This window comes from Methylobacterium sp. P1-11, assembly GCF_008329595.1.
In the GTDB taxonomy this organism is placed as follows: domain Bacteria; phylum Pseudomonadota; class Alphaproteobacteria; order Rhizobiales; family Beijerinckiaceae; genus Methylobacterium.
The window spans coordinates 85735-97959 of record NZ_NPKS01000028.1 but is presented as its reverse complement, the minus strand read 5'-3'; the positions used below and the strand labels follow the sequence as shown (position 1 = coordinate 97959).

Here is a 12225-nt window from a genome sequence, read left to right as displayed (position 1 = left end):
ATCCGGCCTCCGAAGGGGCCGCTTCCGCGAGGAGGCGGCCCCTTCGCCGTTGCGGCCATCCCTGATGCGCCAGGAGTGCGGGAGGACCGGATGAGGACCCCACCAGGACCGCGCGCCCATACCATGGACGAAGGCCGCTGCCGGCCGTGACGGTCGCACCGATCACGGGGATCGCCGACGTGGAGACGACCGGGGCGTGGGCGACCCGGCTCGCCTGAACCGGCTCAGTAGCCCTTCCAGAGGCCGGGGGTGGCGAGTTCGAGCAGGTGCCCGTCCGGATCGCGGAAGTAGACGCTGATACCGCCCCTCGGCCAACGCGTGCGCCCCTCGATGGCCACGCCGGAAGCCGCGAGATGATCCTCCCAGGGCGCGAGGGCATCGGCGTCGATCGCGAACGCGATATGGGCCGGACCGCGTCCGTCATGGGGCGGGATGAGGCCGCCCGGCGTCTCGATCGGCTGCAGGGATCCGCCTTCCGGAAACAGCAGGAGGACGCCGCGGCTGCCGACGTCGAAGGCACGCATGCGGAAGTCGGAGTAGAGGCAGGACAACCCCATCGTGTCGCAATAGAAGGCTTCCGCGCGGACGAGATCCGCGACGTACAGCGCCGTCTCCAGGATGGCGTTGAGCTTGGGCACGGCGATCTCCGGTCGACGGTGCGGGTCTCACGGTCCGCCGGCAACGGCGCCCGCGATCACCATCAGCAGGGCCTCGAGGTCGATCCGTCCCGTGATCCGCACGTAGCCGGGCTCCGACAGGTCCACCTGCGGCGCGGGATCCTCCGCCTCGGCCTGACGCTTCAGCTCTGCCACGATGGCGTCCCGCAAGGCGTTGTCCAGGTTCATGGTTCCGGCTCCCGGTCCTCGACGCGCCCGGCAGCCGGGCCCCGATCCGGTGCGGATCGGCCCCGTGCCGGACGATGGCTGCACCAGGGCCAACCGTCCGGTCCGGACCCGGTTCGCGACCGGACCGGGTTCAGGCCGCCGAGGGGCGCGGCGCGCCCTGATCGGGCCGCGGGGCCCGGCCCGGCACGAGCGATAGGCCAGCGGAGAGCAGCGCGAAGATCACCAGGGGCACGAGGCTCAAGGTGAAGCTGCCGGTCCCGTCCTTGATCGCGCCGATCAGGTAGGGGCCGAGGAAGCCGCCGAGATTCCCGACCGCGTTGATGGCCGCGATACTCGCCGCCGCCGTCGCCGGCGGCATCTGCTCGGTCGCGAGCGCCCAGAACGGGCCCTTGAGCATGTAGACGCCGACCGCCGCGATCGTCAGAGCCGCCACGACCGGACCGAGCCCCGAGAGGACTGTCCCGCCCGCGAGCCCGAGCGCCAGGACGATGAACGAGAGCGCGAGGTGCCAGCGTCTCTCGGCGGTCCGGTCGCTGTGCCGGCCCCAGAGGACCATGGCCACCGACGCGAAACCGTACGGGATGCTGTTCAGGAGCCCGGTCTCGATATTGCCGAGGCCGAAGCTCTTGACGATCTGCGGTGTCCAGAACGACAGCCCGTAGCTGCTCGCCGTCGAGCCGAAATAGATGGCCGCGAACAGCGCCAGCCGCCGGTCGCGCAGGATCTCCCACAGCGGCGGCTTCGCCGCCTGGCCGCGCCTCGCGTTGCGCGCCGCCTCGGCCTGGAGCTGTCGCTGCAGCCAGTCCCGCTCGGCCGCCGGCAGCCAAGCCGCGTCCCGCGGGCCGTCCGGCAGCAGCCACAGGACCGCGACGGCCAGGAGCACCGCCGGCAGGCCCTCGAGGATGAACAGCCATTGCCAGCCGGCGAGCCCCAGCCCCGTCACGTTGAGCAGCGCGCCGGAGATCGGCGAGCCGAGGAACGACGAGATCGGAATCGAGATCATGAAGATCCCGATGATCCGCGCCCGGTAGGCGGAGGGGAACCAGTAGGTGAGGTAGAGGATTACGCCGGGGAAGAAGCCCGCCTCCGCGAGCCCCAGCAGGAAGCGCAGAGCGACGAACGACCACGGCCCCTGCACTAGGGCCATGGCGGCGGAGATCAGCCCCCAGGTCGCCATGATCCGGGCGATCCACAGGCGCGCCCCGAAGCGCTCCAGCATCAGGTTGCTGGGGATTTCCATCAGGAAATAGCCGAGGAAGAAGATCCCGGCGCCCCAGCCGAAGACGGTCGCGGACAGGCCGACATCATGGTTCATCTGGATCGCCGCGAAGCCGACATTCACGCGGTCCAGGAAGGAGACGAAGTAGGCGAGGATCAGGAACGGCACGAGCCGCCAGCTGATCCTGCGTATCGCCGAGCGTTCCAGGGCAGCCTCGTCCGGGGAGCCTGTCATCGGGCCTATCCTCGTCGCGCGTCGTGGGATCGGGATCGATCCGGGTCAGCGATCCAGGTCGTGGCCGGCCTCACACGGACGGATAGCGCCGATCGCCGCCACACGGACGGGGGGGTACGCAGGCCATCTCGGGCTTCCTCGCGGGCCGGTCATCTCTGCGGTGACCTGTGCGGACCCTGCTTAACCCGTTCCCGATGCGGCTGGGAAGCGCTCGCGACGCGTAGAAGCATCGGATCCGTTGAGCATGAGGGCGTATTCGTAAGCCGCAATGCCGTTGAAGATCGCCCGGCTGGGCCTTGCCGGCCTCCTGCAACGCTATCGGTTGGCCCTCGTCTTTGGGCGCAGCGCAGAAACCCAGGGCGTCACGCCGCTGGATCGCTGCGCCACGTCCGCAAAGATCGGGAGGCGGGCGGCGCTCGACCGCCCGCACCGCCTTCAGCCCTTCTTGACGTTCCAGAACACCGGCACGCCGTTGAGCACGCCCGTCAGGGACGGCTTGAACGAGGTCTGGTTGAAGTATTGCCCGAGGGGCAGGTAGGGCAGATCGGTGAAGGCCTGCTGCTGAAGGGTCCCCGCGAGCTGTTTGCGCGCGGCGGCGTCGGGCGCATCCAGCCACTGATCCCGCAACGCCTCGATCTTCTCGCTGGTCGGCCAGCCGACCGCGGCGCTCTGGCCCGTCCCGCGCAGGAAGGCGCTGACCGCCGGGTTGGCCTGATCGAGCCCGGCCCAGAAGGTGCAGAAGGCGCTCCAGCCGCCCTGGGCGACCGGATCCTTCTTGGCGCGCCGCTGCACCACCGAGCCCCAATCCATGACCTGATAATCGACGTTGAAGCCGGCGCGCGTGAGCATGTCGGCCGCCACGTCGGCCAGCGCCTTCAGGCTCGGGAAGTCCGAGGCGCCCATCAGCACCACCTTCTCGCCCTTGTAGCCCGCCGCCGCCAGCGCCTTCTTGGCGCCCTCGTAATCGCGCTTGCTCGTCAGGACGTCGAGGCCGACATCGCTGGCCATCGGCAGTCCGGGGCAGAAGAAGCCGGTCGGCACGTGGATCAGCTTCGGGTCGGTGCCGGTCACCGCCTGCATGAAGTCGGTCTGGTCGACGACCTTCAGCAGCACCTGGCGGATCGCCGGATTGTCGAAGGGCGGCTGGAGCTGGTTCATCCGCAGGCAGCCGATGAGGCCGGTCGGGTCGGTGATCCGCGTCGTCAGCCCGCGGAGGGTGGGCACGAGGTCGGCCGGCGGCTGCTCCCACCAATCCATCTCGCCCGTCTGCATGGCCGAGGCGGCGGTGGCCTGATCGGGGATGACGTTCCACTCGATCCGATCGACGAAGACGCGCTTCGGACCCGAGGTCCATTGCGGCTCGCCGCCCTCGCGGGGGACGTAGCCGGCAAAGCGCTCGTAGACCACCCGGGCGCCGACCACGCGCTCGTCCGCCTTGAAGCGGAACGGGCCGCTGCCGACCATCTCGGTCACCTGCGTGAACGGGTCTGTCTTGGCGAGCCGCTCCGGCATGATGGCGCAGATCGAGGAGCCGATCTTGCCGAGCGCGTCCGGCAGGAGCGGGAAGGGTTTCTTCAGCCGGAACTGGATCGTCCGGTCGTCGGGAGCCGAGAGGTCGTCCGTGTAGGCCATGAGCGTCTGGCCCATTGCGTCGCGCTTGCCCCAGCGGGCGATGCTCGCCACGCAGTCGCGGGCCAGCACGGGGCTGCCGTCGTGGAAGGTCAGCCCGGGCCGCAGGGTGAGCCGCCACAGCGTCCCGTCAGTCTCCACCGTGTGGCCCGCCACCATCTGCGGCTGGGCGGCGTAGCTGGCGTCGGTGCCGTAGAGCGTGTCGAACACGGCGAGCCCGTGGTTCCGGGTGACGTAGGCGGTCGTCCAGATCGGATCGAGCACCGTCAGATCGGCCTGTGGGATGAACTTGAGCGTCCGGGCGGCGCTGCCCTGTGCCAGGGCTGGAGCCGCGAGTGCGGCGCCCGACAGGGCCATGAAGGATCGTCTGTTCAGCATGCCGACTCGCCCAAGCGTTGCAATCCGGCGGAGGTTAGCACGTGGCGGGCCAAGGGCATCACGCGCGCGCTTGGCATTTTCGGTCCGCCAGCCCCGCAGGCCACGACCGTCGCCTTGAGCGATCCGGCGCTGAAGGCCCGGGCGGATGCGCTGCTGTCGGCCCCGGGGCGGCTGGCATGGCCGCAGGGCGTGGAGCGGCGATGGCGTCTGACCTGAAGGCAGACCCATCCGTACCGACGCGTTCGCAAAGCACTGAAATCGAGCAATCAATTCCGGGCGCTCTTGCTTGAAAAGCGGGCACGAACAAGCTTTCGTCAAGATAACGACTCTATTAGCGGCGAGCAGGCGCGAGGACGCGGGATGTCGAGGCCGCCATGCAGCCCGCTCCTCATCCGCACGCCGTTGCCGTCCGATGTCCGCCGGGGCTCGGAGTTCCAGGATTGCCGTCATGAACTTCACCGTCACCGCACGCCTGTCCGCGCGCCGGATCGCCTACCAGCACGCCTCGGTTCTGACCGCCCTCGATCAGGGCATGAGCCTGATCGCGGCCGGCATGGCCGAGGTGACGATCACGGACGGTAGCGGCCAGGCCCGGACACCAGCCGCACTGTACCAATCCCTCTTCGGGGCATCCCGTCCCGCGTCGCTGCAGTGCTGGCCGGCCGCCGCGCAGGCGCAGGCCGCCTGATCGGGACAGATCCGGTGCTGCGCCGCCTCTTCCGCACAGTGGAAGGGGCCCGCCGCGTCAGTCCGGCCCGGATGCGCCCATCTTCCAGCAGAGCGCAACGCCTTCGGGGGCGGCCTCTGGCAAACACGACTTCCGCTCCCGGGCTCATTGCCTGGATAGGACGGCAGCCGATCTCAACTACAAAGAAATCTGACCAGTACGGGTCCGTCTTTCTGGACAACGGCCGAGATCAGGCTTAACCTCAGTGTGTTCGTGCCGCCGAAGTGCGGGTTCGAATGCTTCCAAGGATCAACTTACATGAAGCGCCGTAGCGCGCGACCGTTCATGGTCGAAGTCAAGCAGACTCGTTCGGCCCGCACATCGCTGACTGCCACCACGGCGCGCCAGCGCCCGGACAAGAGCCTCTGGCCGGAACTCGCCCAGGCCGCGATGGAGCCGCCCGCGCCCGCCCCTCAAGCGGCGCCGGCTCCGCGTCCGGAGCGGAAGGCGCCGGACGCACCGGTCCGCCGGGTCCTGCCGAGCCTCGTCCCGATGTTCGAGATCCCGGCCGAGCCGGCCACGGAAGCCGCGACTGAAGCGGTGACCGCGCCAGCGGCCGAGACCGCTCCCCGAGTGCGGCGTGTGCGCAGCGCGCGGGTCGCCGCGGCCGGACAGGACCTCGCCCCTCGGGTGCAGACGGCAAAGCCGCATCAGGCCGCACAACCGACTCCGCCCGTCGACGAGGCGCCGCCCGCCTGCGCCGCGCCGGCCGCGTCCGGTCGGGGTCCGTCGTCGCGGCCGACGGCCGGGCGGCGGGCGAACGAATTGCGGCTCGGGGAACGCTGGAAGCGGCGCCTACCGCATTTCCTGCGCTGATCGGGCCCGTTCGGGCTGCGCCGTCAGGCGAAGAACGGCCTGAAGTTCTCGAGCCATCCGCGCAGCCAGGCTTCGCAGCCCTGCTTGGCGCCCTCGGCATCCTGGCCGTGGCCCCAGATGTCCTCGGTCAGCGGGCTCCACCAAGTCCAGAATCGGCTCGATCCGTCGTACGCGCAGATCCCAACGACGACCACCCCGACCCGCCCGACAAAGCGCGGAAGTGGAACGCCGGCGGTCTCGTCCTGCGTCCAGGTGATCAGGCTCCGGGGCATCCCTCTAGAACGGCGACCGCCTCCGGATGTTCAACCGAGCAACTTCGCGCGGCGCGGCGCGGGCTTACGCCGCCTGCCGCTCCGGCACCGGTCCCGCGGCCAACCGCGAGTTGCGGTAGCGCGCATCGTCGGTGACCTCGCGCTCGACCCACGGGGGCAGCACCACCGGTTGGTCCTCGCGCTCCAGCTCGATCTCGGCCAGGATCAGACCCGTGAGGTCGCCGCCGAATACGTCGACGTCCCACACCGCCCCGGCATGCGCGACCCGGAAGCGGGTCTTCTCCAGCCGCCGACCGGGCGGCACCGTTGCGAGGAGGGCGGCGCCGTCCTCCGGCGCGATGGCGAACTCGATCTCGTCCCGGCAGGCGCCGCGACGCGGGCTCTTCCACGTGATGAGCGTGCGCTCCCCGGCGCGGCGAATCCGGATCGTGTTGGCCGCGTCGGTGAAGAGATAGCCCTGAACGAAGTGCGTTCCCGCCCGGCACAGCGCCAGAACCGACGGGTCCGCAATGAACTTGCGCTCGATCTCGACAGCCATGCCGCGCCTCGTGGACGTTTGACGCGCAAGCCTTCGCGGACAAGCCGGCCCGAGACAAGCCGGCTGGCGGGGATGAGCACAGCGTTACAGACATGGCTCGGTGCCGATGCACCCGGGATGCATCGGGATCGTGTTAAACTTATGTAAAAGCGCGAGGAACCTATCGCTTGCACAAACATCATCAGACATCGCAGCCCCCCCGCCCCAGAGGTCGGCACTGAAGACGGCATCCAAACGGCCAAATTTGAAGAAGCTGCTCCGGAGGGCGCATGTCAAACCGCTCAAGCAGGTGGCGGCCCTGCCGTTTCGCGTCGGCTCGGACGGTCGGATCGAGGTTCTGCTGATCACCTCGCGGGATACGGGCCGCTGGATCATCCCGAAGGGCTGGCCGATGACCGGCCGCAAGGCCCATCAGGCCGCCGCACGGGAGGCCTTCGAGGAGGCCGGGCTCGAAGGACAGATCGCCGCGAGCCCGGTCGGCCGGTACCAGTACCAGAAGCGGTTCGATCACGGCCGTGCCTTTCCCTGCATGGTCCGCGTCTACCCGCTGCGGGTCGAGGCCCAGCACGCGCGCTGGCCGGAGCAGGATCAGCGCACGCTGCAATGGTTCCCGCCCGAGGAGGCGGCGCGCCTCGTCCATGAGGACGAACTCCAGGAACTCCTGGCTGGCTTCGAGGCGCGGCCGGTCGACGAGCGCGGCTGAAGGCCGGCGCCTCTGGCCCATCACCACGACCCGAAAGACAACCCTAGATCGATAGCCTGGCCGTCAAGGGTCGGCGCGCGCGTTCGCTCGCCTGACCGCGGAACACACCGGCCGGGCGGTCGCTCCGGCGGCCTGAGCGTCGACTTGGTGGCGGCGCCCGAATCCGGGACGGATGCGGAGCCCCTGGACCGCGCCTCGCCTCGAGCGAGGGCCAAGGCCCGCGATGCGTTCTCGATCTTCACCCCACCATGGACGAGGTGGCCGAGGCGCGACGGGTGCTCGAGCGCGACCGGCACCGCGCCCGCGACGACGAAGCCCCGAGCCTGCACGACCAGCCGCAGGTGGACCGCCACAGGGGGTCTCCGCGTCGGGTCCGAGGCGCTGCTGCGCGGGACGCGCCCGGTTCACGGCGGCATTCTGCCGGCCATCTTCGGGTCATTCGCCGAGGAGACCGGCCTGATCGCGGCGGAACTCTGGCATCCGGATCCGCATGGATGCCTTCACCTGAGCGGAACCGCCGGCTCCCCGGCCGGGAACCCACCGGATCCCCGCGACGTTGGCCCGACAGTTTGGATCTTTTCTAAGGTCCAAGCCCTCCGTTCCCTGCCGGGACGGCCCACGGGCCGCTGGCCTCACAGGAGCCTGACCATGAACGCCAAGTGCGAGACCTGCCGGTTCTTCGACGAGCACAAGGGCAACGGCGCCGTCGCGCAGAACGATGCCGGCCTGTGCCGCTTCAACCCGCCGGTCAGCCAGCCGGCACCCGAGTCCAAGGGTCTCTGGCCGGTGGTCGCCGCTCAGGACTGGTGCGGCCACTACACCCCCGAGATGACGGCGGCCGAGTAAGAATTTCCGCAGCGCGGACGATCGGGGCCGGCCTTCGGGTCGGCCCTTTCGTTTGGGAGCGCCACGCGACCGGGACTCCAGCGCGGCTCTTGAACCCATAGCCGCATCCCCCCTGACCAACGCGGGCCCGGGCACTACCTTGGAGCTGATCCAGGGTGTCGGTGTTTGCCCGAAGCCCCCGCCCTCGCGCCGGCACGCGTCGACCGCCGCGCCGGGCTCGGAGACCGAGATGCTCCGTCCCGCCTTTGTAAACTGAACCGGAGAGAGACTTGATGGTGGGAGCTGCCGCCGCACCCAGGGACCCGGGTGCCAGAACCGCACGGACCGATGCACCGGTTCTCGTCACGGTCACGTTCACAGTTAACGGCGAGCGGCGCACGCTCGAACTCGACACCCGCACCAGCCTGCTCGATGCCGCGCGCGAGCACCTGCACCTCACCGGATCCAAGAAGGGCTGCGACCACGGCCAGTGCGGCGCCTGCACGATGATCGTCGACGGCCGGCGCATCAATGCCTGCCTGACGCTGGCGATCATGCACCAGGGCGCCGAGATCACCACCATCGAGGGGCTCGGCCAGCCGGACAACCTGCACCCGATGCAGGCGGCCTTCATCCGGCACGACGGCTACCAGTGCGGCTACTGCACGCCGGGCCAGATCTGCTCGGGGGTCGCGGTGCTGGAGGAGATCAAGTCCGGCATCCCGAGCCACGTCACCGCGGATCTCGGCGCCGCCCCCCAGGTGACCGAGGCGGAGATCCGCGAGCGCATGAGCGGCAACATCTGCCGCTGCGGCGCCTATTCCAACATCGTCGAGGCGATGACCGAGGTCGCGGGAGCGCGGGCATGAAGTCCTTCACCTACGAGCGCCCCAGCTCGCCCGCCGAGGCGGCCGCCGCCGTCGCGGCCATGCCGGACGCCAAGTTCATCGCCGGCGGCACCAACCTGCTCGACCTGATGAAGCTGCAGATCGAGACGCCACGCCACCTCGTGGACGTGAACGGGCTGGGCCTCGACACGGTCGAGCCGACCGAGGAGGGCGGCCTGCGCGTCGGTGCGCTGGTGCGCAACACCGACCTTGCCGCCCATCCGCGGGTGCGCAAGGATTACGGGGTTCTCGCCCGAGCGCTCCTCGCGGGCGCCTCCGGGCAGCTGCGCAACAAGGCGACCACCGCCGGCAACCTGCTCCAGCGGACCCGCTGCCCGTATTTCTACGACACCGCCCAGGCCTGCAATAAGCGCCGGCCGGGCTCCGGTTGCGCGGCGCTCGACGGCGTGAACCGGTCGCTTGCGGTGATCGGTGGCAGCGAGGCCTGCATCGCCACGCATCCGGGCGACATGGCGGTGGCCATGCGGGTGCTCGACGCGACGGTCGAGACGGTCGACGCCTCCGGCACCGCGCGCCGGATCCCGATCGCCGCATTTCACCGCCTGCCCGGCGACGCGCCCGAACGCGACACCAACCTCGAGCCCGGCGAGCTGATCACCGCGGTGACGCTGCCGAAGCCGGTGGCCGGCACGCACATCTACCGCAAGGTCCGCGACCGCGCCTCCTACGCCTACGCGCTGGTCTCGGTGGCCGCCATCTTGGCCAGGGACGGCACCGGCCACGTCGCCTTCGGCGGCGTCGCCCACAAGCCCTGGCGGGTCGAGACCGCCGAGGCCGATCTCCCGAAGGGCGCCAAAGCGGTGACCGATCAGGTCTTCGCCGACGCCAAGCCGACGCCCGAGAATGCGTTCAAGCTGAAGCTCGCCGAGCGGACCCTCTCCGCGGCGCTCAACCAAGCGAGGGCCTGAGCCATGAAGTTCGACTCCCCCGCGGGCCTGAATCCGATCGACCGCCTCAAGGTCGTGGGCCAGCCCACCGACCGCATCGACGGCAAGTACAAGACGACCGGCACCGCGCCCTATGCCTACGAGCGCCACGACGTGGCTCCTGACGCCGCCTACGGCTACGTGATCGGCTCGGCCATCGCCAAGGGGCGCGTGCGCCGCATCGATACCGCGGCGGCTCAGGCTGCCCCCGGCGTCATCGCGATCGTCACGACCCTCGACACGCCCCGGATCGAGCGCGGCGTCATGAATGTCGCCTACCTGTTCGGGGGCGACGTGATCCAGCACTACCATCAGGCGATCGCCGTCGTGGTGGCCGAGACCTTCGAGCAGGCGCGGGCGGCCTCCTTCCTGGTCAAGGTCGATTACGCCCCCGAGGCCGGCGCATTCGACCTCACTGAAGCGGCGAAATCGGCCGAGCCGGTCCCGGCCGATAGCGGCGAGGGCAGCGGCGGGAACGGCGAGGAGCGCGTCGGCGATTTCGAGGGCGCCTTCGCGCAGGCCCCCGTGACCCTCGACGCGACCTACACGACCGCCGACGAGAGCCACGCGATGATGGAACCGCACGCCACCACGGCGGCCTGGCACGGCGACAAGGTCACGCTCTGGACCTCCAACCAGATGATCGGCTGGGGCCACGGCAGCCTCGCCAAGATGCTCGGCCTGCCGAAGGACAAGGTCCGGCTCGACGCGCCCTATGTCGGCGGCGGCTTCGGCGGCAAGCTATTCGTGCGCGCCGACGCGGTGCTGGCGGCGCTGGCCGCGAAGGCCACCGGGCGGCCCGTGAAGGTGGCGCTGACGCGCCCGCTGATCGCCAACAACACCACGCACCGCCCGGCCACGATCCAGCGGGTCCGAATCGGCGCCACGCGGGACGGCACCATCACGGCGATCGCGCACGAGAGCACGTCGGGCAACCTGCCGGAGGGCGATCCCGAGACGGCGGTGAACCAGACCAAGTACCTCTACGCGGGGGCGAACCGCCTGACCGCCATGAAGCTCGCCCGCCTGGACTTGCCCGAGGGCAACGCCATGCGCGCGCCCGGCGAGGCCCCCGGGCTGGCGGTGCTCGAGGTCGCCATGGACGAGATGGCGGAGAAACTCGGCCTCGACCCGGTAGAGTTCCGCATCCGCAACGACACGCAGGTCGTCCCGACCCAGCCGGACCTGAAATTCTCCCACCGCGACCTCGTCGGCTGCCTCAAGCGCGGCGCCGAGACGTTCGGATGGGCCAAGCGCAACCCGAAGCCCGGCCAGGTGCGGGAGGGGCAGTGGCTCGTCGGGCACGGCATGGCGGCGGCCTTCCGCGACAACATGGTGCTGAAATCGGGCGCCCGGGTGCGGCTCTCCGCCGACGGCACGGTCACGGTCGAGACCGACATGACCGATATCGGCACCGGCAGCTACACGATCATCGCGCAGACCGCCGCCGAGATGATGGGCGTGCCCCTCGACCGGGTCGTGGCGCGGCTGGGCGACTCGGACTTCCCGGTCTCGTCGGGCTCGGGCGGCCAGTTCGGCGCCAACTCGTCGACCGCGGGCGTCTACGCGGCCTGCGTGAAGCTGCGGGAGGCGGTCGCGCAGAAGCTCGGCTTCAACGCTACCGACGCGGTGTTCGAGGATGGCGAGGTCCGCGCCGGCAACCGCGCCATCCCGCTGGCCCAGGCCGCCGCCGACGGCGAGCTCGTGGCCGAGGACGCGATCGAGTTCGGCAAGTTCTCGAAGACGCAGCAGGTCTCGACCTTCGGGGCCCACTTCGTCGAGGTCGCGGTGGATGCCTATACCGCGGAGGTTCGGGTGCGGCGGATGCTGGCGGTCTGCGCGGCGGGCCGCATCCTCAACCCGAAATCCGCCCGCAGCCAGGTGATCGGCGGGATGGTCATGGGCACCGGGGCGGCCGTGATGGAGGAGCTGGCCGTCGACACCAAGCGCGGGTTCTTCGCCAACCACGACCTCGCCGGCTACGAGGTGCCGGTCCACGCCGACATCCCGCACCAGGAGGTGATCTTCCTCGACGAGGTCGACCCGATGTCCTCGCCCATGAAGGCCAAGGGCGTGGGCGAGCTCGGCATCTCGGGGGTCGGCGCCGCGGTGGCGAACGCGATCTACAACGCCACCGGCATCCGCGTGCGCGATTACCCGATCACACTCGACAAACTCCTCGACCGCATGCCGGACGCGGCCTGA

The 12225-nt window shown here is 69.9% G+C and carries 13 protein-coding genes; 7 read left to right on the top strand and 6 right to left on the bottom strand.

The window, feature by feature from the left end:
• Positions 1-224: 224 nt before the first annotated feature.
• From CIW48_RS24455 to CIW48_RS24440, 4 genes are all read right to left on the bottom strand, one after another.
• Positions 225-638, bottom strand: a complete 414-nt coding sequence (locus CIW48_RS24455; protein ID WP_149313067.1) for a VOC family protein — start codon at positions 636-638, stop codon at positions 225-227.
• A 27-nt stretch (positions 639-665) separates the two neighbouring features.
• A complete protein-coding gene (locus tag CIW48_RS24450) occupies positions 666-845 on the bottom strand; it encodes a hypothetical protein (RefSeq protein ID WP_149313066.1) in 180 nt (59 codons plus the stop codon).
• A gap of 130 nt (positions 846-975) precedes the next feature.
• On the bottom strand, positions 976-2298 hold the full coding sequence (locus CIW48_RS24445; protein ID WP_149313065.1) for an MFS transporter: 1323 nt from the start codon (positions 2296-2298) through the stop codon (positions 976-978).
• 435 nt (positions 2299-2733) lie between these two features.
• Positions 2734-4305 (bottom strand): ABC transporter substrate-binding protein, encoded by a 1572-nt coding sequence (locus CIW48_RS24440; RefSeq protein WP_149313064.1) that lies wholly within the window; start codon positions 4303-4305, stop codon positions 2734-2736.
• Positions 4306-4753: 448 nt separating this feature from the next.
• Here CIW48_RS24440 and CIW48_RS24435 point away from each other — a divergent pair, with 448 nt between their 5' ends.
• Together CIW48_RS24435 and CIW48_RS24430 are read left to right on the top strand one after the other, a co-directional pair.
• Positions 4754-4993, top strand: a complete 240-nt coding sequence (locus CIW48_RS24435; RefSeq protein ID WP_149313063.1) for a hypothetical protein — start codon at positions 4754-4756, stop codon at positions 4991-4993.
• Between the two features lie 297 nt (positions 4994-5290).
• A complete protein-coding gene (locus CIW48_RS24430) occupies positions 5291-5848 on the top strand; it encodes a hypothetical protein (protein WP_149313062.1) in 558 nt (185 codons plus the stop codon).
• A 23-nt stretch (positions 5849-5871) separates the two neighbouring features.
• Here the strand turns inward: CIW48_RS24430 and CIW48_RS24425 are convergent, their stop codons facing one another.
• Together CIW48_RS24425 and CIW48_RS24420 are read right to left on the bottom strand one after the other, a co-directional pair.
• Entirely contained in the window at positions 5872-6120 is a 249-nt protein-coding gene (locus CIW48_RS24425) for a hypothetical protein (RefSeq protein WP_091782756.1), read from the bottom strand.
• A 64-nt stretch (positions 6121-6184) separates the two neighbouring features.
• Complete coding sequence (locus CIW48_RS24420) at positions 6185-6658, bottom strand: CYTH domain-containing protein (RefSeq protein ID WP_149313061.1); 474 nt, start codon at positions 6656-6658, stop codon at positions 6185-6187.
• Positions 6659-6902: 244 nt separating this feature from the next.
• Here CIW48_RS24420 and CIW48_RS24415 point away from each other — a divergent pair, with 244 nt between their 5' ends.
• The 5 genes from CIW48_RS24415 (at position 6903) to paoC (ending at position 12225) form a co-directional block, all read left to right on the top strand.
• The gene (locus tag CIW48_RS24415; RefSeq protein WP_149313060.1) at positions 6903-7361 is read left to right on the top strand and encodes an NUDIX hydrolase; all 459 of its coding nucleotides are present in this window, start codon (positions 6903-6905) and stop codon (positions 7359-7361) included.
• 648 nt (positions 7362-8009) lie between these two features.
• Positions 8010-8207: a hypothetical protein gene (locus CIW48_RS24410; RefSeq protein WP_091782746.1), complete on the top strand. Its 198-nt coding sequence runs from the start codon at positions 8010-8012 to the stop codon at positions 8205-8207.
• A gap of 272 nt (positions 8208-8479) precedes the next feature.
• Entirely contained in the window at positions 8480-9055 is a 576-nt protein-coding gene (paoA, locus tag CIW48_RS24405) for an aldehyde dehydrogenase iron-sulfur subunit PaoA (protein WP_149313059.1), read from the top strand.
• Positions 9052-10002, top strand: coding sequence for a xanthine dehydrogenase family protein subunit M (locus tag CIW48_RS24400; RefSeq protein ID WP_149313058.1), 951 nt, complete (start codon positions 9052-9054; stop codon positions 10000-10002). Before paoA ends, CIW48_RS24400 begins: the two co-directional genes overlap by 4 nt.
• A 3-nt stretch (positions 10003-10005) precedes the next feature.
• Positions 10006-12225, top strand: coding sequence for an aldehyde oxidoreductase molybdenum-binding subunit PaoC (gene paoC / locus CIW48_RS24395; RefSeq protein ID WP_149313057.1), 2220 nt, complete (start codon positions 10006-10008; stop codon positions 12223-12225).